Raw genomic sequence first — 24,426 nt, 5'->3', positions numbered from 1 at the left:
CATTCAGTTATTATAACAAGATTATTATTATTTACATAATAAATTGCCTAGAAAAAAGCATCTTGCTACTATTCATAGCAAGATGCCCTCTTTATTCTGGTCTTTTCTTCGTCCACGTTTCTACTACTTCACCAGTATCATTAACATCTAGCACAAGGCTACCATTACTATACCGGTCTTTATTTCGATACGCTTTCGGATCAATTTCTTCTACAATGTTTTTCTCTGTCTTCATGTAAACTAATTCATCGTCCCGAACGATTTCAATACCGACAATGCGGTACGGATTACGTTTTAATTCTTTGAAAATAACAAGACCTCGCTTCGCCCTCGTTGATTTCTCAATTTCTGATGCTTTTAGGCGTTTTACAGCACCGCGCTGTGTTACGAGAATAAGTTGATCTTTGTCACCATTTAACGGTTTACCAGAAGCGACATAGTCATCTTCTTTTAAATTAATTGCTTTCACTCCAGCAGCTCTTACACCGACTGGACTTACTTCCTCTTCATGGAAAATAAGTGCATATGCACCGTGTGTAGCAAGAACGATATCACTCGTTCCATCTGTCGCAAATATATCGACAACTTCATCATCTTTTTTCAAGTTTACAGCAACGAATGCTCTTGAATAACGCTGAACTTTATATTGATTTAATTCTGTTTTCTTTATCATACCATTTCTTGTTACAAATACGATAAATCGTTTTTCTTCCTCAAAGTTCGGTACAACAGTTGCCCAAATGATTGTTTCATCCCGGTCGAGTGAAACGATATTAGCAACGTGCTGACCTAAATCTTTCCAACGAATATCTGGCATTTCGTATACTGGCAGATATATATAGTTTCCTTTATTCGTAAATAAGAGGACTGTCTCTGTCGTATTCGTATCGAATCGTTCAAGTAAGATGTCACCCTCTTTCATACCGAAGTCTTTGCCGTTTGAGGCATTATGTGAGCGCCATCCAGTACGTTTCACATATCCTTCTTTCGTTACAGTAACGATGACATCTTCTTGTGGGATCATCACTTCTACATCGATTTTAATTTCCTCGATTTGATCTTCAATAATCGCGCGTCGATCATCACTATACGTTTTCTTAACTCTCTTTAAATCAGTTTTAATTACTTGAAGTAATCTTTTTTCACTTTGTAAAATTGCCTGTAGCTCAATAATTTTCTTATTAAGCTCATCTGCTTCTTCTTGTAACGCCGTAATGTCTGTATTCGTTAAGCGATATAATTGCAAGGAAACAATTGCTTCTGCCTGTGCTTCTGTAAAGCCAAATTTTGCACTTAAATTATCTTTTGCATTACGCTTATCTTTTGAAGCTCGAATCGTTTCAATAACTTGGTCTAAAATCGATAATGCTTTCTTTAAACCTTCTACAATATGTTGACGATTTTCTGCTTTTCGTAATTCATATTGTGAACGTCTCGTAATAACCTCTTTTTGATGTCCAATATAAGCATCCAAAATTTTCGGTAATGTCATAAGTGTTGGACGACGATTATTGATCGCTACCATATTAAAGTTATATGGAATTTGTAAATCTGTATTTTTATATAAATAATTTAAAATACCTTCGGCGTTTGCTTCTTTCTTTAATTCAACAACAATTCGTAAACCAGTACGATCTGTCTCATCACGCACTTCAGCAATACCATCTAACTTTTTATCTAGACGTAATTCATCCATTTTCTTTACAAGGTTTGCCTTATTCACTTCGTAAGGAATTTCAGTGATTACAATTTGTTGTTTCCCACCGCGCACTGTTTCAACTTCTGCTTTTCCGCGAATAATAATTTTACCTTTACCTGTTTCATACGCCTTTTTAATACCATCAATCCCCTGAATAATACCGCCTGTTGGGAAATCTGGTCCTTTCATAACTGTTAATAAATCGTCAACAGTACTATTTGGCTTATCGATACGCATCATTGTAGCATCAATAACTTCTCCAAGATGATGGGGAGGAATTTCTGTTGCATAACCAGCGGAAATCCCTGTAGATCCGTTCACTAATAAATTGGGGAACGCTGCTGGTAATACAACTGGTTCTTCACTCGTATCATCAAAGTTTGATACGAATTCTACTGTTTCTTTATCAAGATCACGTAATAACTCAGATGCAATTGGTGATAAACGAGCTTCCGTATAACGCATTGCTGCTGCTGGATCCCCGTCAACACTACCGTTATTACCATGCATTTCAACTAAAACATTACGTACTTTCCAAGTTTGGCTTAAACGTACCATCGCCTCATATACAGAGGAATCACCATGTGGATGATAATTACCAATAACGTTACCGACTGTTTTAGCTGACTTACGGAACGCTTTATCATGTACATTACCTTCTACATACATAGAATATAAAATACGTCTTTGTACTGGCTTTAAGCCGTCACGCGCATCTGGAAGTGCACGATCTTGAATAATATATTTACTATAACGTGCAAAGCGATCACCTAACACGTCTTCAAGCGGGAGGTCATGAAACTTCTCTGCTTGCATGTTATTCCACCTCCGTCTCCATAATCATTTCATTTTCTAAAATATTTCCTTCTTCTTGCATACCAAACTGTACATTACGTTCAATCCATTTACGGCGCGGTTCTACTTTATCACCCATTAATGTTGTTACGCGGCGCTCTGCTCTTGCTGCATCATCAATTTTCACGCGAATTAATGTACGCGTTTCAGGATTCATTGTTGTTTCCCATAATTGATCCGCATTCATTTCACCAAGTCCTTTATAGCGTTGTAACATATAGCCTTTTCCAACTTTTTTCGTTACATCGTCTAATTCCTCATCTGACCAAGCGTATTCAATTACCTCACTCTTACCTTTTCCTTTACTTACTTTGTATAAAGGAGGAAGTGCGATAAACACTTTACCAGCTTCGATAAGTGGCTTCATATATCTGTAGAAGAACGTTAATAACAATACTTGAATATGAGCCCCATCCGTATCGGCATCGGTCATAATTACAACTTTATCGTAGTTAATATCTTCAACATCAAATTCATTTCCTACACCGCCGCCAATCGCATAAATGATTGTATTAATTTCTTCATTTTTAAAGATATCAGCAAGCTTTGCTTTTTCTGTATTAATTACTTTACCACGTAACGGTAATACGGCCTGGAAACGTCGGTCTCGTCCTTGTTTTGCAGAACCACCGGCAGAGTCACCCTCTACTAGGTATAGTTCATTTTTTTGCGGGTTACGTGATTGTGCAGGTGTCAATTTCCCGCTTAACGTACCTTCTGATTTTTTCTTTTTCTTACCACTACGCGCTTCTTCTCTTGCTTTACGGGCTGCTTCACGGGCTTGTGCTGCTTTAATTGCTTTTCTCACAAGAAGTGTAGCTACATCAGGATTTTCTTCTAAAAAGTATGCTAAATGCTCAGATACAATGGCATCAATTGAAGAACGCGCTTCACTTGTACCTAGTTTCCCTTTCGTTTGCCCTTCAAACTGAAGCACTTCTTCTGGTACACGTACCGAAACGATAGCCGCTACACCTTCACGAATATCTGTGCCTTCTAAGTTTTTATCTTTTTCTTTTAATAGTGCTACTTTACGAGCATACTCGTTAAACACACGCGTCATCGCTGTTTTAAATCCAGCTTCGTGTGTTCCACCATCTTTTGTACGTACGTTATTTACAAACGATAAAATGTTTTCTGAGTAGCCATCGTTAAATTGAAATGCTAGTTCTGCTTCAATTCCATTTTGTTCACCAGTGAAATATACAACTGGATGAATGGAATCTTTTTCTTCGTTTAAATATGAAACAAAAGCTTCAATTCCCGTTTCATAATGAAATACATCCTCTAAATCATTTCGTTCATCTTTTATCGAGATTTTCATTCCTTTTAATAAGAATGCAGATTCACGTAATCTCTCACATAATGTTTCATAATTATAATTTGTTGTGCTGAAAATCGTTGTATCTGGTTTGAAATGCATCGTAGTACCAGACTCTTTCGTCTTCCCGATTTTCTCAAGCGTCGTTACAGGAACACCGCCATTTTCAAAGCGTTGTTCGTAAATATTTCCGTCACGCTTAATCGTTACGACTAACCATTCTGATAAGGCATTTACAACTGATGCCCCAACACCGTGCAAACCACCACTCGTTTTGTAACCACCTTGACCAAACTTACCACCGGCATGAAGTACAGTTAAAATAACTTCAGGTGTAGGTTTCCCAAGTTTATGCATTCCCGTAGGCATTCCTCGCCCTTTATCTATAACGCTAATACTATTATCTTTATGTATTACGACTGAAATTTCGTCGCCAAATCCCGCTAACGCTTCGTCAACGGAGTTATCTACTATTTCATATACTAAATGATGCAATCCACGGCTGTCCGTGCTCCCGATATACATACCCGGGCGTTTTCGAACGGCTTCAAGTCCTTCTAACACTTGAATCGCATCTTCATTATATTGGAACTGATGCTTCGCCAAACTCCTTGCCCCTTTCCTAATCCAAAATCAGAACATATGTTTCTATTATAGAATAACGCCTCGACTATCGTTTTGGCAAGTTATCTTATCTCTTTTATATACCATTTTCAATAGAAAAATCCTTGTTTTCTCACAAGGATTCCTCTAGGCTACTATTTCAGAAAAATAATCGTTTGTCAACGAGAAATGGATATGTATTCCAAGATTACACATTCCAAACCTTTATTATGATCCAAATGATCAAGATCCAAAATGGGATTACAAATAACAATCCCCAAAAACAGCCTTTAAAAAATCTCATGATGAACACCTCGTTCATCGGCCCTACTTATCTATAATGAGGGCTGAATCAATCTTTCTACCTTTAAATCTATACTATTTTGTCATCGCATGTTCTACTTTAATACAACGATCCATTATTACAGTATAGTCTTTTTCTTTTAAAAGTTTATATGTATCCTCATCTTGTACTCCTAATTGTGCCCAAAAAACATCTGCATCAATCTCTACAAATTCTTTTGCAACATCCATTAAAAACTCTGAGCGACGAAATACATTTACAATGTCAACGTGTTCCTTGATATCCTTTAGTGAAGAAACTGCCTTTTCTCCAAGCACCTCATCTACTGTTGGGTTAACTGGAATAATGCGGTATCCAGCATCTTGCATTGCTTTTGAAACCATATACGATGTACGTTCTGGCTTATCTGATAATCCAACAACCGCAATTGTTTTGCTTTTCTTTAACACTTCACCAATTTCCGTACGAGTTGGGTTTTCAATTGTCATAATTAATCCCTCCTATTCCTTTAGTATAGCCGATAAAGAAAGTCTCTTTCAATATGAAAGAGACTTTCTTTTATTTCGATTATTGATTCTTTGTAGCTGAATTATCTGCTAAAGTAGCCGATTTCGTCATTTTTTGACCGTTACGGTAGAATGTAACTTCTACTTTCTCGCCTACTTTTTTCTTTTCATATAAATATTTACGGAATTGAAGAGCATTCTCTACTTTTTGATTATCTAATGCTACTACAATATCATATTGCTCTAAACCAGCTTTTTCAGCCGGTGAGATTGGATAAATTTTACCTAATACAACACCATTAGTTACTTCTTTCGGTACTTTCAATTGATTGACTGCATAAGCTTGCACATCTTCTAATGAAACAACACCTACTCCAAGCGCTGGACGTTTTACTACTCCATCTTTTTCAAGAGATTCAATAACTGGTTTTGCGATATTAATTGGAATAGCAAATCCAATTCCTTCAACTTCTTGTTGTGCAATTTTACTTGAATTAATCCCAATTATTTCACCATTTTGGTTAAATAATGCACCACCACTGTTACCAGGGTTAATCGCTGCATCTGTTTGAATAACTTGCGCTTGCCAATCTGGTCGTTTATCGCCATCAATATCAACCGGAATTTCGCGTTCTTTACTACTGATTATACCTTCCGTTACACTTCCATCAAATCCTAGTGGGTTACCGATTGCAATGGCTTTTTCACCCGCACGAAGTTTACTTGAATCACCTAAAGTGGCAACTTTATTTACATTAGATCCATCAATTTCAACAACTGCTAAGTCTAACCAAGGGTCCTTACCAACTAATTTCGCATCAACTTGCTTTCCGTCGCTCAGCTTCACAGCAAGTTTATTTGCTCCATCCACTACATGGTTGTTTGTTACAATATATGCTTTATTCCCTGCTTTTTTATAAATAACACCTGATCCTGAACCAGCTTGTTGTTCTTGACCTGTCGGTTGCATTGCAAATGGATCAACACTTTGTTGCATATTAATAACACCTACAACAACATCTTTCGCCCCTTCAATCATACCAGGTAAATCAGTTTCATTTTTCGCTTTATTTACAACAGGAACTACAGTACCTTCTACTTTTGAATCCGAACTAAATGATGATACTGGCGCTCCATTATTTTGAGCCCATGGCATATATGGTGCTGCAAAACTAATCGAAACCGCTCCGACTACAGCTCCCACTAAACCTGTGAAGAAATAGCCTTTTTTACTACCTGATTTTCTCACTTCTCTCGTTTCACTATGCTCTTCATTTAAATTTGGTCCGTCGTAATATCCCATGTTTTATTTCCCCTCTCTGGTGAATTCGTATTTTCAGTATAGTCACGTTTTGTGTCCTTCTTGTGAACTCATCGTGAAATCCAATTAAAAAAATACACTTATCTAACATTGTAGACAAAAAAAGTATTTTTTGTACATTTTACCTTCAAAAGAGAGTATAAAATTACCATTTCCCTAGGCTAAATTACACAAATCGTTCTAGATTATTCTTCAAATTTATAACCAACTCGAATAACAGTACCGATATGCTTCGCTTTATCTCCTAGCTTATTTCGAAGTTTTTTAATATGGGTATCAACCGTTCGGTCATCCCCGTAATAGTCATATCCCCATAACTGGTCTAATAAATGTTGACGTGATAACACAATTCCTTTGTTCTCCATTAAATACACAAGAAGTTCAAATTCTTTATGTGTCAATATAATTTCTTCTCCATCTACTAAAACAGTTCTAGATAGACGATTCACTTCTATTCCAGCTAAAGACATAGCATTTTCTTCCGCTACTCCTACCGCACCATCCGCACGTTTCAATAACGTCTTTGCACGAGCTACTAATACTTTCGGGCTAAATGGTTTCGTTACATACTCGTCTGCACCTAATTCGAAACCTAGCAATGTATCATCCTCATCCGAACGCGCTGTCAACATAATAATTGGTACTGCTGATTCTTTTCTAATTCTTCTACAAACAGACCATCCATCTATTTCCGGTAACATAATATCTAACATAATTAAATCAATTTCATGCTCTGCAAATAACTCTAGCGCTTTTTTTCCATCTTCTGCTTCGATTACTTCAAAGCCTTCATTACGAAAATAATCACTAACAATTTCACGTAATCTTCTTTCATCTTCAACAAGCAATACCGTTTTGTTCATATAATCTATCCCGCCTTTTTACTCTTTCAATCGAATAATACGTTGATTGGAGCTTCCGCGAAATGGAAGTGTTAAATCTTTTTCCTCAATTTCAAACCTTCCATCGACTAAAACATCCCCATAATGTAACAACTCTATCATATCATTATTTTGAGAACTCTGTATCTCTTCTAACGTATAACCTGTATACATCCATAAGTTTTTTTTCAAATCTTTCACGATTTTTGCTACCTTTTTCACTTCAGCAGCTTGAAAAAATGGATCTCCACCTGAAAATGTTACATCAGTTAATGGATTACTTGCAATCTCTTTCACAATTTCTTCTACTGTCATTTCCGTTCCGTTGCAAATATTCCACGATTTCGGATTGTGGCAACCAACGCAACGATGCGGACAGCCCGCAAAAAACACGACTGTCCGCAATCCTTCTCCATCTACTACACTATCATGAATAATATTCATCACTTTCATTTATGTTTCACCCGATCTATCTCTTCACTACGTTTCGCACTATTCCACTTTGACATATCTCCTACAAGATAGCCTGTTATACGGCGAATTCTTTCTATATTAGCCTCATCTTCATTCCCGCAACTTGGACATTCATTCCCAATAACCCCGTGATAACTACAGCACTTACAACGGTCAACAGGATGATTAATTGAACCGTATCCAACGCCATGTTCTGCCATGGCTTGTACAATTTGTTTTAATGCCTTTTTGTTATGCATTGCTGCTCCGTCTAGTTCAATATAAGTAATATGTCCTCCATTACAGAGAGCATGGAACGGACCTTCTAAACGAATTTTATTTATCGCTTGAATGTTATAATAAACTGGAATATGGAATGAATTCGTATAGTAATTATGGTTCGTTATGCCGCTAATCACGCCAAATTCTTTTCTATCTTTTTTCACAAACTTCCCTGATAATCCTTCTGCTGGAGTTGCAATTACTGAGAAATTCAGTTGATGTTCTTCTGTCGCTTTATCCATTCTATCTCTCATAAAGGAAATAATTTCATACCCAAGTTTCCATGATTCTTCATCTTCCCCATGATGCTTTCCTGTTAAAGCTACTAAACATTCCGCAAGACCGATAAAACCAATACTTAACGTCCCTTGTTTTAAAATTGAGGCTACGGAGTCTTCAGGATGCAACGTTTCTCCACCACGCCATACACCTTGTGAATATAAAAACTGAAAATCTCTTGCTCGCTTCGTACATTGATACGCAAATCTTTCTAATAACTGCTTAATTCCTAAATCTAAATAATAGTTTAGCGCTTCAAAAAACGCTTCTTTTGAACCACTAATTAACGCTAATTTCACTAAATTAATAGACGTAAATGATAAATTCCCTCTACCAATCGCTGTTTCTTCTCCATGTATATTAGACATAACACGGGTACGACATCCCATGTAACATACTTCACTTTCTGGTCTTCCATCATAATGCACTGCATTAAACGGAGCATCTAAAAATGAAAAGTTAGGGAATAATCGCTCTGCGGTTGTCTCTAATGCTAATTCAAATAAATCGTAGTTCGGATCACTTTCTTCAAAATTCACACCTTTTTTCATCTTGAAAATTTGAATCGGAAAAATCGGTGTCTCTCCTTTACCAAGTCCAGCTTGTGTCGCTTTTAAAAGTTGTTTAATTAACATTCTTCCTTCTTTTGATGTATCTGTTCCATAATTAATAGAAATAAACGGTACTTGTCCTCCGCCCCTACTATGCATACTATTCGAATTATGAACGAAAGCCTCACACGCTTGATACGTATCATTTTCCGTTTCTTTCCATGAAAATTCTTCTATTTGTTCTTTCGTAAGCGGATATGATTGTAATCGTTTTTTATGTCTCTCAATTGTTTTTCGTACATAAGGTGCTAAATCAATATCAAAGAGTGCAAACGATTGACCACCATGCTGCATATTTTGATTCGCTTGAAAAATAATAGACGAAAGAGCCAATGCACTTTTAATGTCTTGCGGTTGTCTCATATGTCCATGTCCAGTATGAAAACCATTAGCAAGCATTTGCGCTAACGGAATTTGTGAACAAGTCGTCGTTCCTGTTGCATAAAAATCTAAATCATGTGGATATAATATATTTTCATTTATCGCTTTTTTCACTTGATCTGACAATAAATTCTCAACAGCATAATATTTTGCACTCTCAGATGCGAACGTTCCCATTACGCCCATTGGAGAGCGGCCGTCTACATTTGCATTTTCTTGCATCAAATCTTTTTCATTGCCGTGGACTATTGTCTCAAACACTTTCATTAATTCTTCTTCTCCACGTGTATTATTTTGTAACATTTATAACCCTCCACCAATATGTTGTTATCTTTTGATTAAAATGTTACTACATATAGTCTTACTGTTTCTGTGAGAAATGTAACATTACTGTGAAATTTTTTTCACGAAATAATGAATTTTTCATTTACAAAAAAGAAATGTGCTCTTTACAAATGTATGGTACAATATACGGGAAAAACTCTTTTTACCCTTTATCAACACATTTGAATAAAGGAGACTGAACTTATGGTTACTACATATCTTTTATTTATCGTTGCCTACTTACTTGGCTCGATTCCATTTGCACTAGTTGTTGGAAAAATCGGCTACGGAATCGATATTCGTGAGCACGGGAGCGGTAATCTAGGCGGAACAAACACATTCCGCACATTAGGGAAAAAAGCAGGTTTTACCGTTACAATTGCTGACATTTTAAAAGGGACATTAGCAACAAGTCTACCAATGATTTTCGGATTAGATATTCATCCACTATGGTTCGGGTTAGCGGCTGTTCTTGGACATGTCTATCCAATCTTCGCGAAATTCCGCGGTGGTAAAGCAGTTGCAACTTCTGCTGGGGTGCTATTATGCTATTCACCAGTTGTTTTTGCAATATTGGCTGTTGTATTTTTCACCCTTTTATTTACAACAAGATACGTATCACTTTCTTCTATGGTAACAGCAGTTGTTGCTGTTATTGCATCCATTGTTAGCGGGGATAAAATCTTCATTATTGCGATGTGTTTATTAGCAGGTATGGTTATTTATAAACACCGTGCAAATATCGGACGAATTATAAATAAAACTGAACCAAAAGCAAACTTTTCAAAAAAGCAAAAATAAGATCGTAACCCACATAACGCAAAAAGAAAACGTGAAGCATATTAATAGCGTCTTTTTGCGTTATTTTTTATACTAAAGAAAAAGCAACATAATTTGGAGGAACTATACATGAATCTTTCCGTAACAAAAGAAGCAGCACAATGGTATAAAAATGAATTAAACTTACAATCAAATGAAACACTACGCTTTTTCGTACAATACGGTGGTTGCAGTACTGTGCAAAAAGGACTTTCTTTAGGTATTCGTAAAGATGATCCTGCACATCCTGCTGTTCAAATTCAAGAAGAAGGTATTAACTTCTTTATTGAAGGCGATGATGAATGGTTCTTCGATGGACATAATTTATCTGTTACACTTAACGAAGGTGACGACTTCCCACAATTTAATTATGAAAAATAAAAAAACGTGGCTTCTGCCACGCTTTTTTATTTTTTCTTAATTTCCTCATATTTCGCATACCACTCAGGATATAACTTTTTAAATGATACAGGGCGGAACCCTTCTTTTTTCGCACAAATATTCGTTGTACTTGCAGTAATACAAAGTTCACCATCACCATTATATATTTCATATCCATATACAACGCGAAGTGGGCTCACAGTATCTACCCATGTTTTTACGATTGCTTTTTCTCCGTAACGCATCGCTTTACGGTATGAAATTTGTAAATCTAACACAGGAGAAATAATTCCTTCTTTCTCCATTTCAACATATGAAAAACCTAAATCTTGTATAAGTTTCGTGCGACCTAACTCAAGCCACACTAAGTAGTTTGAATGGTAAACAACACCCATTTGATCTGTTTCCGCATAACGGATTTCAACTTCATGTTCTGCTACAAACATATGTATTCGCCTTCTTTCACTTCTGCTACCTTGCATACATTTAATCATAATACAGTGACATCAAAAATAAAATAAAAATAGTGAATCTTTTACCGAAAGGAGCAAGCATATGATTCAAATTGTAACGGTTCGTAGCGGTGATAGCGTATATAGCTTGGCATCAAAATATGGATCAACACCTGACGAAATAGTAAAAGACAATGGATTAAATCCAGCTGAAACGCTCGTTGTTGGTCAGGCACTTATCGTTAATACGAAAGGGAATAATTATTATGTACAGCCTGGTGACAGCCTATATCGAATTTCTCAAACATATAATGTCCCCCTCGCTAGTTTAGCTAAAGTTAATAATTTATCTTTAAAATCTATTCTCCATGTCGGACAACAATTATACGTACCAAAAGGTACAAAACGAGCTGTAGAATCCATCGCTTATTTACAACCTTCCACTATACCGATTAAAGAGAGTTTAGTTAATGCTACACGTGCCATCAATCCATTTTTAACATACTTAGCTTATTTTAGTTTTGAGGCAAAAAGAGATGGCACATTAAAAGAACCTACTGAAACAGCTAAAATCGCTAATATTGCAACGCAGGGTAAAACAATCCCTATGCTCGTTATTACAAATATTGAAAATGGTAATTTCAGTGCCGATCTAACATCGGTTATTTTACGCGACGCAACGATTCAAAACAAATTTATTACAAACATTTTGCAAACAGCTGAGAAATATGGTATGCGAGACATTCATTTCGATTTCGAGAGTGTAGCACCTGAAGACCGCGAAGCGTATAATCGTTTTTTACGAAATGTAAAAACACGCTTACCTAGCGGGTACACATTGAGCACAACTCTCGTACCGAAAACAAGTTCAAATCAAAAGGGAAAATTTTTCGAAGCTCACGATTATAAAGCGCAAGGGCAAATTGTTGATTTCGTCGTCATTATGACATATGACTGGGGATGGCAGGGCGGGCCACCGATGGCGATTTCTCCTATCGGTCCGGTGAAAGAAGTACTTCAATATGCAAAATCTCAAATGCCTCCCCAAAAAATTATGATGGGGCAAAATTTATACGGATTTGATTGGAAGCTTCCATTTAAACAAGGAAATCCACCCGCAAAAGCAATTAGCTCTGTCGCAGCTGTTGCACTAGCTCGTAAATATAATGTCCCTATTCGTTATGATTTCACAGCCCAAGCTCCTCATTTTAATTATTTTGATGAAAACGGCGTGCAACACGAAGTTTGGTTTGAAGATTCACGGTCTATTCAAAGTAAATTCAATTTAATGAAAGAACAAGGTATAGGTGGTATTAGTTACTGGAAAATCGGTTTACCATTCCCACAAAATTGGCGTTTACTCGTTGAAAATTTTACGATTACGAAAAAGGGCTGACAAAAGTCAGCCCTTTTTGTACATTTTGTTAAGATTCATCTTTGATTTCACTTTTTAATGAGTCAATACTTTCTAAACGTCTTTGATTTTTTGCTTCAATAGCAGCACGATCTTTTTCATTAGAAAGTTCCGCTGTTTCTTTTGCTTCATTAAAGTTATCAACTGTATTTTGCACCATTTCTTGTAACTTTTCAGCGTTGTCACTTCGATTATCTGGATTTGGCATGTACTTCCCTCCTAATATTGTATATACACACCATCTTAAATTACCTATCTTCCCTCAAATTTATACATAAAAAAGGAGAATGTAATATTCTCCTTTTCTTTAACCGTTATCAACAATCGGTTGTTTACCTGTTTGATCTTGCATTTGCTTTCCTTTATTTCCACCAGCTTTTTTCGATTGTGTTCCAATATGATTTGGCGCAAAGTCTTTTGAATTTTTTTTCGGATTACCCATTACTATCGCCTCCTTAACACTAGTATCGTACTAGTGTTAAGAATTATTCAGCTTGCTTAAAAAGTTTCATTTCATAACGTTTTTCAATGCGCTCTTCAATGCGATCAATTGCATCACGATCGCTTAATAATTGTTGTTTATTTTCATTTACAAGTTCTTCAAACGATTTACGGCGACTTCTTCTCATGTTGTTCACCCTCTCTCCTTCGCTTTCTTATTACATAGTATGAGCAAACGAAAAACTCTTTAATCAGATTTGTAAGAAAATTTTATGTTTTAGTACTCCTAAAAAAACTCCGTGTACAATATATTGCACACGGAGTTTTTTATACCATAATATTCAAATACTCTTTTAACTTTTCATCCGCATTCATTTCATTTTCTTTATAATCATGAAGCGCCTGTAATACAAAATCATACTGCTCTAAAATATAACTTTCTAATTTCATAACATCCTCTAAGCTATTAAGCATAATTCGCGTATTACCAACTTCACTTTTTAACGCTGGTTCACATTTTAAGCTTGTACATATTTCTTTCACATCTTCTTCTAATATGTCTGTTAATACATATTTCTTTCGCCCTTTTACCTTTACTCTCATAACTGGATAAAAAGCTTTTATATCTAGATAACTTCCTACGTTCATACAACGTAGCCATTCTACATTACGTTTATTACGTGCAAGCATTTCTTTCACCGCTTTGTATACTACAATTTCATCAAGTGAGACCTTATTTACTTTTCTGTGTCCTTCTTCTTCAATAGCTGCACACTTTTGATAAACAGCAGCACACGTAATGCAATCGTCAAATGCATTATGAGAGCTTAAACGAATTCCAAGCATTCGTTTTAACGTTTCAAGTTTATGATTAGGCGCATGCTTCATGTATTTCTTCGCTAAAAATACAGTATCAATTACTTTATTTTTAGGTTCAGGCAGCCCCAGCATATTTACATTACTTTTCAAAAAGCGCATATCAAAAGAAGCATTATGAGCCACAATAACATTTGTATGTAAAAATGCTAAAAATAAAGGTAACACTTCTTCAATCGTCGGTGCATCTGAAACGCGATAATTGGTAATACCTGTTAAACTCGTTATTCGGTCCGGAATTGGCCGCTCTGGATTCACGTATGAAACAAATTGATCTACCAGTTCATGATTACGATATTTCACCGCTGCAACTTGAATAATTTTATCATTATAAGGGTTAAATCCTGTTGTTTCAAAATCAATTACAACATAATCTAACGGTAAGGATACATTCCCCACTCCATACACTCCTTTATCTCTAAACGTTTATATTTCTTACATCATATCATGAAGTGATTACTACTTGAAAAAGAAAAGGCAGAAATGGGAACTCTCCATCTCTACCTTTTCACCATTATTTTAATTTAGCAACCCTTTTCTCCATCTCTTTTTGCGTCATCGGCCCAATAAACTTATCTTGAATGACACCTTTTGTATCTATAAAATACGAAGTTGGAATCGTAATTACTTTATACGCTGTTGTCACATCAATGTTCTTGTCCAATAAGACAGGAAAAGTAATTCCTTTTTCTTTAATAAAATTGCTTACCTTTTCTTCCCCCCCACCTTTTTCTGAAGGCGTATAATTGATTGCTAAAATTTCTACGTTTTCTTTATGTTCTTTATAGAAAGCCTCCATATCAGGCATTTCTTGCTGACATGGTCCACACCACGTAGCCCAAAAGTTTAAAATTACTTTCTTTCCTTTTAAATCCGATAACTTTACATTTGTCCCATCTAACTTAGTTAATTCAAAGTCTGGTGCGCTCTTCCCTATCTCAATACCATTCCTTGCGATAATCTCTTTCATCGCAGCTTCACTTTTTTCTTGCTTCACTTTTACCGCCTGCTCTTTATTACCAAACTGTTCATAAGCTGCATATCCCGCTAAACAAAGTAACACTACAATAATCGTAAGCTTCCGCCACATTTTATATCACCCTAACGTATTATCTTCTTTTAACACATTCATCAAAATACTATATATCTTATTTTAGCTTATACGGACAAGCTTGGAAATATTCAGAGTCGAAATAATTAGAATATTCTTATTTGAAGTGTAATCTTTTCCTTTTTATCATATGATTAGAAAAACAGATGAAGTGTTGTTTATCTTCTTATGGGCCCATTCACCTTTTTACTTTCGTAGTTATATAAACTTCAACAAAAGGGGGATTTTTTATGAATTCATTCGAAAAAATAACATTATATATTCTTAGTTTTCTTTTATACCCAATCGGTATTATTACATGGATCATTTCACTCTTTAGTAACGATCTTGAAAAAAAGAAAGTAGGGCGTATTTGTCTTTACATCTCTCTAGTCTCATTCGTCCTTTTCTTAATCCTTGGAATTGCAACTTTCCTTATGACTGCTACTTTTAACGTAGATCTAAATCATTCAGAATCTATCCAATATCAAATAAATGATGTTGAATAAAGATAAGGTCACTGCTCTTATCTTTATTCACATCTCTTTCAAAATGAATGACTATTTATTAATTTTTCAGGACTTCCACATGCAACAATACTTCCTTCTCTCATTATGACAACACGATCCGCTAGTATCACTTTCTCTACATCATGTGTTGCCACAATTCTCGTTACATCTCTTCCTAGTCCTTCAATCATATTCCAAACAGTTTCTTGATTACTCGGATCTAACCCCGCAGTCGGTTCATCTAAAATAATAAGATTCGGATTTGAACCAATTGCTCGTAATAATGCAAGACGTTTTTTTTCGCCTCCTGAAAACTCTTCACCGCTTTTATGTAGCACAGTTTGACTCCCTTCAGGTAACCCTCTAATAATCGGCGTTGCATTTATAAGTTCACTATTTTTTTCTAACTGATTTTCTAAACCCTCTTCCCCGAAATACATATTCTCTGTTACCGTCGTTCGGAAAAAACGTGGTTCTTGCCACACTGTAGTCATACGAGCTTCATTAGCATAATAAGCAATGCTACCGTTAGATGGTTTATACAAGCCTGTTATTAACTTTAAAAGCGTTGTTTTTCCTGCACCACTTTCTCCCACAATAATAACGAGTTCACCAGGACGAATTTGCAAATCAATATTATGAATTCTGCATTTCTTTTCATCATTCTCCTGAAATGAAACATTTGTTATCCTGATCCCCATCGCTCTTTCTACATTACTATCTGCCACTCTTTTATCTAAAAAGGAAAAAACTCTATTTGCCGAAGCGACTGCAACTTGTGTCATCATTAATAAATCGCCCACGTAACGGACTGGGAAAAAGACCATTTCAATTGTAGCTAACACTGCAACAAGTGAACCAACTTCCATTTCCCCTTTCATTATTTTTTGTGCACCTACAATGAGAACAACGATATATGCTCCTGTTTCAATCACTGTTTCAACTACTCCAATGCAATGTTGCATCATCGTCTTCTTTACTTCCGATTTATAAGATTGTGCCGTTACTCCTTTAAATAAGCGAATGGCCCATTTTTCTTTTTGTAAACTACGTAAATCTTGTATACCTTTTACAAACTGTGACACCATCTCTACAACACTCGATTGATTTTTTTGAGCAATGCTTGCAATATCCCTTACCTTTCCTCCCATCAGTATTGGAACAATTGCACTTAAAAATAAAAACGGAGTTACCCACAATATAAACTGCAAATCTATATGTTGTAGTGCTATGAAAGCTCCAATAAATTGGGCAATAGCGTGTATATACTCTATTAATATAGAGCCATATAATCTGACCCAGTTCGGAATATCAGATACGACCAAAGTTTCTAACTCCCCTTGCTTAATCTTCTCACTCTCTTCAAACGGTAATGAGAAATAGTGACGCAATAATTCTATACGTTTCGTTTGTAATATACGTTGACTCGCTTTTGAGCTTATATAATCAAATAAAAGATTGTTCGTCCACATTAAAAAGCGAATACCCGCAAACAAAGCTATATATAAATACGCACCTTTTAGCTCCCTTTGAATAAGATTGTCTACAATTAATCCCATGAAAATTGGGCGTGATAAATTTAAAATGGCAGCAATTATCCCACTACATACAGCTGCCATTACTAATATTTTCTCTTTTCGTAACGGCAACAATATTCTTTTATATTCTTTCATGACGTTCCCTCCACTTTTCGTAGTAAAAAAAAAGGGATGAAACCATATGGTTTCATCCCTTTCCATAAAATAAGGAAGCTAACTATTGTTAGCTTCCTTATTGTTCATTTCAATTATTTAGTTCGACACTTTTGACTCTTCGATTTTCTCACGAAGAACCATTTGCAGAATACCACCGTGACGGTAGTAGTCAATTTCTACTTCACTATCGAAACGAGCTACTACTTCAAATTGTTTTTCGTTGCCATCTAAATCAGTTGCAACTACTTTTACAAGATCGCGTGGTCTAACTGTTTTGTCGATTTGAATTTCAAATGACTCGTTACCAACAAGACCTAACGTTTCAGCACTTTCGCCATCTTTAAATTGAAGTGGTAGTACACCCATTAACACTAAGTTACTGCGGTGAATACGTTCGAAGCTTTCTGCGATTACTGCTTTAATACCTAATAAGTTAGTACCTTTCGCAGCCCAGTCACGAGAACTTCCCATACCGTAATCTTTACCAGCAACAACTAGAAGACCTGTTCCATCTTCCTTATATTTCATAGCAGCATCATAGATAGATGTTACTTCACCAGTTGGCCAATATGTTGTATATCCGCCTTCTGTTCCTGGTGCGATTTGGTTTTTAATACGGATGTTCGCGAATGTACCACGCATCATAACTTCATGGTTACCACGACGAGAACCGTAAGAGTTAAAGTCAACTGGTTGTACGCCGTTTTCTAATAAGTAGCGTCCAGCTGGTGTATGCTTACCGATTGAACCTGCTGGTGAAATGTGGTCTGTCGTTACAGAGTCACCAAATTTACCAACTACGCGTAGGCCTGATAATGTTTCAACTTCACCTGGCTCTTTAGATAAACCTTCAAAGAATGGTGGGTTTTGAATATATGTTGAATCATTATCCCAAGTATATAAAGCTTCGTTTGAAGTTTGGATTTCATTCCAGCGCTCATTGCTGTTAAATACTTGTGCATATTCTTTCTTGAACAGTTCAGATGTAACAACGCTTTGAACTACATCTTCAATTTCTTTAGCTGATGGCCAAATATCGTTGAAGTAAACAGCATTGCCATTTGCATCTTTACCGATTTCATCATTTTTCAGGTCAATATCAACAGTACCTGCAAGTGCATATGCCACAACAAGTGGTGGTGATGCTAAGTAGTTCGCTTTTACAAGTGGATGAATACGACCTTCAAAGTTACGGTTACCAGATAAAACAGATGTTACTAATAAGTCGTTTGCTGCGATTGCTTCTTCTAATTCTGGCGCTAATGGACCAGAGTTACCGATACAAGTCGTACAGCCGTAACCAACTGTTTGGAAACCTAATTGATCTAAATATGTTGTTAAACCAGACTTATCTAAGTACTCTGTAACAACTTTAGATCCTGGTGCTAATGATGTTTTTACGTACTCAGGTACTACAAGGCCTTTTTCAATTGCTTTTTTCGCAACCAAACCTGCTCCAATTAATACGTATGGGTTTGATGTATTTGTACAGCTTGTAATTGCAGCGATTGCAATTGCACCTGTTTTCATCGTTACTTCTTTATCTTCTAATGTAACCTTCACTTCTTTATCGAACTCTTGCTCATTAAATCCAAGTCCTTGTGTTCCAACTGGTGCTACAACAGCTTTGTGGAACGCATCTTTCATATCTGAAAGTGGAATTAAATCTTGTGGGCGTTTCGGTCCAGAAAGGTTAGATTCAATTGTATTTAAATCAATTTCAACAAGATCAGTGTAAATTGGATCTTTGCTGTCTGCTGTATAGAATAAGCCGTTCGCTTTACAGTATTCTTCAACAACGCGAATTTGTTCTTCATCTCTACCTGTTAAACGTAAGTATTCTAATGAAATATCATCGATTGGGAAGAATCCACAAGTTGCGCCATATTCTGGTGCCATGTTTGAAATTGTTGCACGGTCAGCTAAAGGCATGCTCTTTAGTCCATTACCGAAGAACTCAACGAATTTACCAACTACACCTTTTTGACGTAATACTTGTGTTACTTTTAATGCAACGTCTGTCGCTGTAGTACCACTTGGAAGTGTACCAGTTAATTTTACACCGATTACTTCAGGTACTGGGAAGTATGAAGGCTGTCCAAGCATTCCTGCTTCTGCTTCAATACCACCAACGCCCCAACCAAGAACGCCGATACCGTTAATCATTGTTGTATGTGAGTCTGTTCCAACTAATGAATCTGGGTATGCAACTAAGTCACCTTCAGCATTTTTCACCGCGTGAACAACTGGTGCTAAATATTCAAGGTTTACTTGGTGTACAATACCTGTAGCTGGTGGAACTGCGCGGTAGTTATCAAATGATTTTTGTGCCCAGCTTAAAAATTTATAACGTTCTTCATTACGTTTAAACTCTAAGTCCATGTTGAATGCAAGCGCGTCTGCCGTACCCGCTCTATCAACCTGTACAGAGTGATCGATTACAAGGTCTACAGTAATTTCCGGATTAATTTTATCAGGATCCCCACCCATGTCTGCCATTGCTTTACGAAGCGAAGCCAAATCAACAACAGCTGGAACACCAGTGAAATCTTGTAAAATTACACGAGATGGTTTAAATGGAACATCGATATCTTGCACATCTTTCGTTCCCCATTTCGCTAAATTTGTAACATGCTCTTCTGTGATTACACGTCCGTCTACTTGACGAAGTACTGATTCAAGTAAAACTTTCACGGAATATGGTAATTGAGATACGTTGCCAACCCCTGCGTTTTCAAGCGCTTTCAAATCATAATAATGATACGTTTTTCCATCTACTTCAAAAGTTGCGCGTGATTGAAATGGATTATGTTTGACCATTATGTTTCCCCCCTGTTAAACGTGACTAAGTTGTCTGAATATAAAATGTAGACAAACTTTTCAATACCTTACGATAATATCTTATTACAACTTTCTAAATAAGTAAATAATAAGAAACTTATAGATTATCATAAGTTTTCTTTATGTTTCTAAATTTGAATAGTGTTCATGTTCCTTATGAATACTATTACCATAAAGTAAAGTGCTCTATTAGCGCTTTCTTTACAGTTCATACATACTATGAACTGCTCATCATGCAACTTACAAAAAAAGTTATAGAGGTGAAATAAAATGGGTAAAAGAAAAGCAAATCATACTATTTCAGGAATGAATGCGGCATCTGCACAAGGACAAGGTGCTGGTTATAACGAAGAGTTTGCAAATGAAAACTTAACTGCTGCAGAACGACAAAATAATAAGAAACGCAAAAAGAACCAGTAACGAAAAATCCCAAAAGGAGCATTCACCTTTTGGGATTTTTTCTAATGTTTATAACGTAACAATTCCGAAACCGTTACAAATCGATAGCCCTGCTTTTTCAGTTCAGGTAAAATTTTTGCTAGCGCTGCTACTGTTTGACTACGATTATTTCCCCCATCATGTAACAATACAATATCACCACTTTTTGCATTTTTCACTACATGATTTACAATGGATTCAACCCCTGGATTTGCCCAATCACGTGGATCTTGATGCCACGACCATAGAACAGTTTGATAACCAGCTTCTTTCGCTGTTTTAAATACAGCATCGTTAATATATCCACCCGGTGGACGGAATAGCAAAGGTTCTTTCACCCATTTTCCGAAAAATTTCTTTCCATCTAAAATATCATTTTCTAATTTTTCATCTGATGAATTACTCGCATACAAATGATTCATCGTATGATTTCCAATTTCATGTCCCTCTTTTAACACTTGTTTCACTAAATATGGATTACGCTGAACCCGAAATCCAATCATAAAAAATGTCGCTTCTGCTTTATATTGACGTAATAAATTTAAAATTTGTGGTGTATAAGTTGGATCCGGTCCATCATCAAATGTAATAGCAATAATCTTTTCATTATTAGGTACTTCCCATGTTACATAGCCAGTTGGTTCTAGCTCTTTTCTGAGCAACATTTTCGCTTCCACTTTTTCAACTTGAAATATATGTAATGCGCATAATAAAGAAAAAACGAGTAGAAAATTTTTCTGTTTTAGCATAATGTTCGTTAAAGTAATGAGGTTGTCGAATACACAACAACCTCATTTACTTTTCTAATTGATCTACATGCTGCATAATATTTTGAAGGTTATTTTCGTATTGCTCAAGTTGTGGGCGTTGTGTTTCTGAAGCTACTTCTAGTGCATTTTGAATTTGTTCATACGCTTCCTGAACCTCTTGGCGTAATTCTTTTAAATCATGACCGTAGTTTGGATCATTTTTTATAATGTTGTTAAATGCATTTTCTGCTTGTGTAACACCTTGCTGAGCTGCTTGAAACGCTTGTTGTTTATCTTTATGATATGGCATTATATAATCCCCTTTCTGTAATAGTTAGTCCCAATTATCTTTACCTTTTTTTCTAAAAACATTCTCGTATAAATTTGCAAACTTCTCTCATTCTAAAGAGGAAGAGGAGGTGTCACATACAATGGGAAAAAACAATCGTGAAGCGAAAGAAAAAAAAGGACAACCTGAACCATTAAGCGGATCTCATAAAGTAAAAAACCGTAACCATTCACGCCAAAAAAATCATGCGCATCATGACATGTAAAACAAAAAGTGCACACTAGCTATCTTTTCCACATACAATGTTTATATTTTTCCATTTATTCTTCACCCCTAATTCATTCATGCATAACATAGTATGAATTGAGATTTTACGGAGGGTGTCTTACATGGGCAAGAAAAAGAAGGATTGTCTTTTTCATGTTGATGGTTTCGAAGAATGGATGGATCAGTTTTGTTCTGATTCTTGTAGCAACTTTAGTTTCCCAAATCAAATTCATATTGACCTTTGTGAAACAGAACAAGAATACATTTTGGAAACAGATGTACCAAATGTAACTGAACAAAATGTAGCCATTAAAAAGATGGAGACAGGCCTAAACATTTGCATACTTCATAAAAATATTTCTTTACAGCGGATCATTCCTTTACCCGATAATATTATTTATAAGAAGATGCTAGCCTGCTTAGAAAATGGATATTTAGCCATTCATATTTCCAAAAATGAAGTTGCTGATAAGCATGAAAAGAAAGTTCTTTTTTCAAATTAAGAGTTAATATAATACACACTAAGCCCCAGTTGGTTACTGGGGCTTATGTTATTTCGCATGTATTTCTATATTAGAATTTCTATCATATCTTTTTTTCGATAAACCTTTTGTAACTAAAAGCACAGGAAATGCCACAGTTGAAAATATAGCTAATGCTGAAAATACTGCAAACCCATTTTGGTACCCGTAGTAATCGAGAAGTACTCCTCCAAACCACGGACCTATTACTGCTCCAATTCCCGAAAAACCCATCGCACCGAAGTATGTTCCTTTTAGATGCGCAACAGCAATATCATCAATAAATACATCCGTCATCGAAAACATTAAGACTTCTCCAATTGTAAAAATAATTGTACAAACGGCAGCACCTAGCATAGATTCTACTATTCCAAAGCCAAATAATCCCCCGCTCACAAATAAAGTCCCAACCATAATTGATGTTAACGGTGTATACTTTTTGCACATTTGAATAACAGGGTATTGGATAATCACTACAACAATTGCATTTAAAGCGAGCATATATGAGAATAGCTTCACTCCATCCTCAAATATATGTGCATTTGCAAAATATTGTGATACTGTCGTCGTTAAGTGAGAAAAACCACAATTACTCAAAATAATACCAACTAACGCAACTAAAAATACGACATCCTTTCGTAATATACGCAGCGCATTTAGCATTGTAACAGGCTTTTCTTTATTGATTGTCTTTTGTTCCACTGGATATTTCTTGAATTGGAACGCTAGTATAACTGTATATAGAATATATACTCCAGCTGCTACTAAAAAAGGAATTGTTGATTTTGCGCTTCCAATCTGTAATCCGACAAGTGGCCCAATCGCTACTCCAACATTGATTGCACCGTAACGCAAATTATATACGAGTAAACGATACTCTGGTTTCGTTAAATCTGATAATAATGCTCTTGACGTCGGTTCAAAAAAGGACCTACATAATCCATTTAAAGCATTTAATAAAAAGAAACTTAAAACATGATCTGCAAGTGAAAATCCTATGAATACAAACACCCAAACGATCATGGAGCATATTAGAATCATATTTCGACCGAATCGATCAGATAAATTCCCTCCGATAAAACTAGCAAACACTCCAACAAGTGCACTCGTTCCAATAATAGCACCCGTCATTCCAGCTGATACGCCTTTAACAGTCGTTAAATAAATTGCTAAAAAAGGAATACTCATTGACGTGGCGAACCTCGCAAATAAAGTCCCTATTATAATTGTCATTCCTAACGGATGAATATTTTGTAACTTCCCCTTCATCTTAAAAACCTACTCTCCCTGTTATCACATAAAAAAAGAAAGCAAAGGATCTGCTTTCTTTTCCCTTTTTATACTTGAGCTGTTGATACTCGAGCTGTTCTCGTTATATCCATATCTATGCCATATGTAAACTGTAATTCTTTACAAACATCTTTAATTAAAATTACGACATTATACTTCTCATTAAATTGTAAAACGATGTTTTCTACTTCTTCATATGTATACTTATATTCCCCTGTAATGACACTTTTTAGATCAAAGCATTCATTTATACAAAGTTGCACAAGCAGCTGGTCATATTTCTCTATTACATCTTCTTTCTTCCACAGTACCTCTTTTACATATAACCGATCAAACTTCACACTTTCTCGATTACAGTCCGTTAAAATCCGGGTCATTTCATTTAATTCTCGATACAATTCAGAAATATTTTTGCTTAAACTAAGCAGTTTATCTACGCCGTTTTCATATAACATATTCATTCCACCCCCGCATTTTCTTTTTCTTATTATAGCAAGAAAATTCTAAAAATAGTTTCTTTCTTCTGAAATATTAG

The 24,426-nt window shown here is 35.8% G+C and carries 26 protein-coding genes; 7 read left to right on the top strand and 19 right to left on the bottom strand.

Features of this window, described 5'->3' with window-relative positions; all coding sequences use genetic code 11:
* Positions 1-91 precede the first annotated feature (91 nt).
* The 7 genes from parC to ACS2QP_RS13660 form a co-directional block, all read right to left on the bottom strand.
* On the bottom strand, positions 92-2,515 hold the full coding sequence (parC, locus tag ACS2QP_RS13690; protein WP_001147464.1) for a DNA topoisomerase IV subunit A: 2,424 nt from the start codon (positions 2,513-2,515) through the stop codon (positions 92-94).
* 1 nt (position 2,516) lies between these two features.
* Positions 2,517-4,481 carry a DNA topoisomerase IV subunit B gene (parE, locus tag ACS2QP_RS13685; protein WP_153581163.1) on the bottom strand — a complete coding sequence of 655 codons (1,965 nt, stop codon included), beginning with the start codon at positions 4,479-4,481 and terminating at the stop codon, positions 2,517-2,519.
* A 375-nt stretch (positions 4,482-4,856) separates the two neighbouring features.
* Positions 4,857-5,270, bottom strand: a complete 414-nt coding sequence (locus ACS2QP_RS13680) for a CoA-binding protein (protein WP_000151390.1) — start codon at positions 5,268-5,270, stop codon at positions 4,857-4,859.
* 79 nt (positions 5,271-5,349) lie between these two features.
* The gene (locus ACS2QP_RS13675) at positions 5,350-6,591 is read right to left on the bottom strand and encodes a S1C family serine protease (protein ID WP_000542646.1); all 1,242 of its coding nucleotides are present in this window, start codon (positions 6,589-6,591) and stop codon (positions 5,350-5,352) included.
* Between the two features lie 203 nt (positions 6,592-6,794).
* On the bottom strand, positions 6,795-7,472 hold the full coding sequence (locus ACS2QP_RS13670) for a response regulator transcription factor (protein ID WP_001044679.1): 678 nt from the start codon (positions 7,470-7,472) through the stop codon (positions 6,795-6,797).
* A gap of 18 nt (positions 7,473-7,490) precedes the next feature.
* Positions 7,491-7,943 carry an anaerobic ribonucleoside-triphosphate reductase activating protein gene (gene nrdG / locus ACS2QP_RS13665; RefSeq protein WP_000867076.1) on the bottom strand — a complete coding sequence of 151 codons (453 nt, stop codon included), beginning with the start codon at positions 7,941-7,943 and terminating at the stop codon, positions 7,491-7,493.
* Positions 7,940-9,799 (bottom strand): anaerobic ribonucleoside triphosphate reductase, encoded by a 1,860-nt coding sequence (locus ACS2QP_RS13660; RefSeq protein ID WP_438882509.1) that lies wholly within the window; start codon positions 9,797-9,799, stop codon positions 7,940-7,942. The genes nrdG and ACS2QP_RS13660 overlap by 4 nt, the downstream gene beginning before the upstream one ends.
* A gap of 225 nt (positions 9,800-10,024) precedes the next feature.
* Between ACS2QP_RS13660 and plsY the strand changes: the two genes are divergently transcribed.
* Positions 10,025-10,621, top strand: coding sequence for a glycerol-3-phosphate 1-O-acyltransferase PlsY (gene plsY, locus ACS2QP_RS13655; RefSeq protein ID WP_000258974.1), 597 nt, complete (start codon positions 10,025-10,027; stop codon positions 10,619-10,621).
* A 108-nt stretch (positions 10,622-10,729) separates the two neighbouring features.
* On the top strand, positions 10,730-11,020 hold the full coding sequence (locus ACS2QP_RS13650; protein ID WP_001054453.1) for a HesB/YadR/YfhF family protein: 291 nt from the start codon (positions 10,730-10,732) through the stop codon (positions 11,018-11,020).
* Between the two features lie 26 nt (positions 11,021-11,046).
* Here the strand turns inward: ACS2QP_RS13650 and ACS2QP_RS13645 are convergent, their stop codons facing one another.
* Positions 11,047-11,466: an acyl-CoA thioesterase gene (locus ACS2QP_RS13645; protein ID WP_000495812.1), complete on the bottom strand. Its 420-nt coding sequence runs from the start codon at positions 11,464-11,466 to the stop codon at positions 11,047-11,049.
* Between the two features lie 109 nt (positions 11,467-11,575).
* Between ACS2QP_RS13645 and ACS2QP_RS13640 the strand changes: the two genes are divergently transcribed.
* Positions 11,576-12,868, top strand: a complete 1,293-nt coding sequence (locus tag ACS2QP_RS13640) for a glycosyl hydrolase family 18 protein (RefSeq protein WP_153581159.1) — start codon at positions 11,576-11,578, stop codon at positions 12,866-12,868.
* 28 nt (positions 12,869-12,896) lie between these two features.
* Here ACS2QP_RS13640 and tlp read toward each other — a convergent pair whose 3' ends face one another.
* The 5 genes from tlp to ACS2QP_RS13615 all read right to left on the bottom strand — a co-directional run bounded on the left by tlp (position 12,897) and on the right by ACS2QP_RS13615 (position 15,293).
* Positions 12,897-13,094: a small acid-soluble spore protein Tlp gene (gene tlp, locus ACS2QP_RS13635; RefSeq protein WP_001133511.1), complete on the bottom strand. Its 198-nt coding sequence runs from the start codon at positions 13,092-13,094 to the stop codon at positions 12,897-12,899.
* A 99-nt stretch (positions 13,095-13,193) separates the two neighbouring features.
* On the bottom strand, positions 13,194-13,328 hold the full coding sequence (gene sspN, locus ACS2QP_RS13630; RefSeq protein ID WP_000527987.1) for an acid-soluble spore protein SspN: 135 nt from the start codon (positions 13,326-13,328) through the stop codon (positions 13,194-13,196).
* Positions 13,329-13,371: 43 nt separating this feature from the next.
* Positions 13,372-13,515 carry an FbpB family small basic protein gene (locus ACS2QP_RS13625; protein ID WP_001254699.1) on the bottom strand — a complete coding sequence of 48 codons (144 nt, stop codon included), beginning with the start codon at positions 13,513-13,515 and terminating at the stop codon, positions 13,372-13,374.
* Between the two features lie 139 nt (positions 13,516-13,654).
* Entirely contained in the window at positions 13,655-14,602 is a 948-nt protein-coding gene (locus tag ACS2QP_RS13620; protein ID WP_326262884.1) for a 3'-5' exonuclease, read from the bottom strand.
* 115 nt (positions 14,603-14,717) lie between these two features.
* Complete coding sequence (locus ACS2QP_RS13615) at positions 14,718-15,293, bottom strand: redoxin domain-containing protein (protein ID WP_000269084.1); 576 nt, start codon at positions 15,291-15,293, stop codon at positions 14,718-14,720.
* A gap of 251 nt (positions 15,294-15,544) precedes the next feature.
* Here ACS2QP_RS13615 and ACS2QP_RS13610 point away from each other — a divergent pair, with 251 nt between their 5' ends.
* Positions 15,545-15,802: a hypothetical protein gene (locus ACS2QP_RS13610; RefSeq protein ID WP_001083876.1), complete on the top strand. Its 258-nt coding sequence runs from the start codon at positions 15,545-15,547 to the stop codon at positions 15,800-15,802.
* 38 nt (positions 15,803-15,840) lie between these two features.
* Here the strand turns inward: ACS2QP_RS13610 and ACS2QP_RS13605 are convergent, their stop codons facing one another.
* Both ACS2QP_RS13605 and acnA read right to left on the bottom strand, forming a co-directional pair.
* Positions 15,841-17,475, bottom strand: coding sequence for an ABC transporter ATP-binding protein (locus tag ACS2QP_RS13605; protein ID WP_326262883.1), 1,635 nt, complete (start codon positions 17,473-17,475; stop codon positions 15,841-15,843).
* Between the two features lie 117 nt (positions 17,476-17,592).
* Positions 17,593-20,316, bottom strand: coding sequence for an aconitate hydratase AcnA (acnA, locus tag ACS2QP_RS13600; protein WP_000238566.1), 2,724 nt, complete (start codon positions 20,314-20,316; stop codon positions 17,593-17,595).
* 291 nt (positions 20,317-20,607) lie between these two features.
* On the opposite strand from acnA, the gene sspO reads away from it, so the two are divergent.
* Positions 20,608-20,757, top strand: coding sequence for an acid-soluble spore protein SspO (gene sspO / locus ACS2QP_RS13595; RefSeq protein ID WP_000518051.1), 150 nt, complete (start codon positions 20,608-20,610; stop codon positions 20,755-20,757).
* 41 nt (positions 20,758-20,798) lie between these two features.
* On the opposite strand, the gene pdaB is transcribed toward sspO, so the two are convergent.
* Positions 20,799-21,524, bottom strand: coding sequence for a polysaccharide deacetylase family sporulation protein PdaB (gene pdaB, locus ACS2QP_RS13590; RefSeq protein ID WP_438882508.1), 726 nt, complete (start codon positions 21,522-21,524; stop codon positions 20,799-20,801).
* Positions 21,525-21,570: 46 nt separating this feature from the next.
* On the bottom strand, positions 21,571-21,834 hold the full coding sequence (locus ACS2QP_RS13585; RefSeq protein WP_153581156.1) for a hypothetical protein: 264 nt from the start codon (positions 21,832-21,834) through the stop codon (positions 21,571-21,573).
* Positions 21,835-21,955: 121 nt separating this feature from the next.
* Here ACS2QP_RS13585 and ACS2QP_RS13580 point away from each other — a divergent pair, with 121 nt between their 5' ends.
* Both ACS2QP_RS13580 and ACS2QP_RS13575 read left to right on the top strand, forming a co-directional pair.
* Positions 21,956-22,078 carry a small acid-soluble spore protein P gene (locus ACS2QP_RS13580; RefSeq protein WP_000517650.1) on the top strand — a complete coding sequence of 41 codons (123 nt, stop codon included), beginning with the start codon at positions 21,956-21,958 and terminating at the stop codon, positions 22,076-22,078.
* 124 nt (positions 22,079-22,202) lie between these two features.
* The gene (locus tag ACS2QP_RS13575) at positions 22,203-22,583 is read left to right on the top strand and encodes an Hsp20 family protein (protein WP_000516740.1); all 381 of its coding nucleotides are present in this window, start codon (positions 22,203-22,205) and stop codon (positions 22,581-22,583) included.
* 48 nt (positions 22,584-22,631) lie between these two features.
* On the opposite strand, the gene ACS2QP_RS13570 is transcribed toward ACS2QP_RS13575, so the two are convergent.
* Entirely contained in the window at positions 22,632-23,870 is a 1,239-nt protein-coding gene (locus ACS2QP_RS13570) for an MDR family MFS transporter (RefSeq protein ID WP_000676833.1), read from the bottom strand.
* Positions 23,871-23,938: 68 nt separating this feature from the next.
* Complete coding sequence (locus tag ACS2QP_RS13565; protein ID WP_120341735.1) at positions 23,939-24,346, bottom strand: hypothetical protein; 408 nt, start codon at positions 24,344-24,346, stop codon at positions 23,939-23,941.
* Between the last annotated feature and the right edge of the window lie 80 nt (positions 24,347-24,426).

The sequence above is a fragment of the Bacillus cereus group sp. Bce019 genome (assembly GCF_051781745.1).
Classification (GTDB): domain Bacteria; phylum Bacillota; class Bacilli; order Bacillales; family Bacillaceae_G; genus Bacillus_A; species Bacillus_A cereus.
Note: the sequence above shows the minus strand (reverse complement) of the source record. Positions and strands in the feature narration are given on the sequence as shown.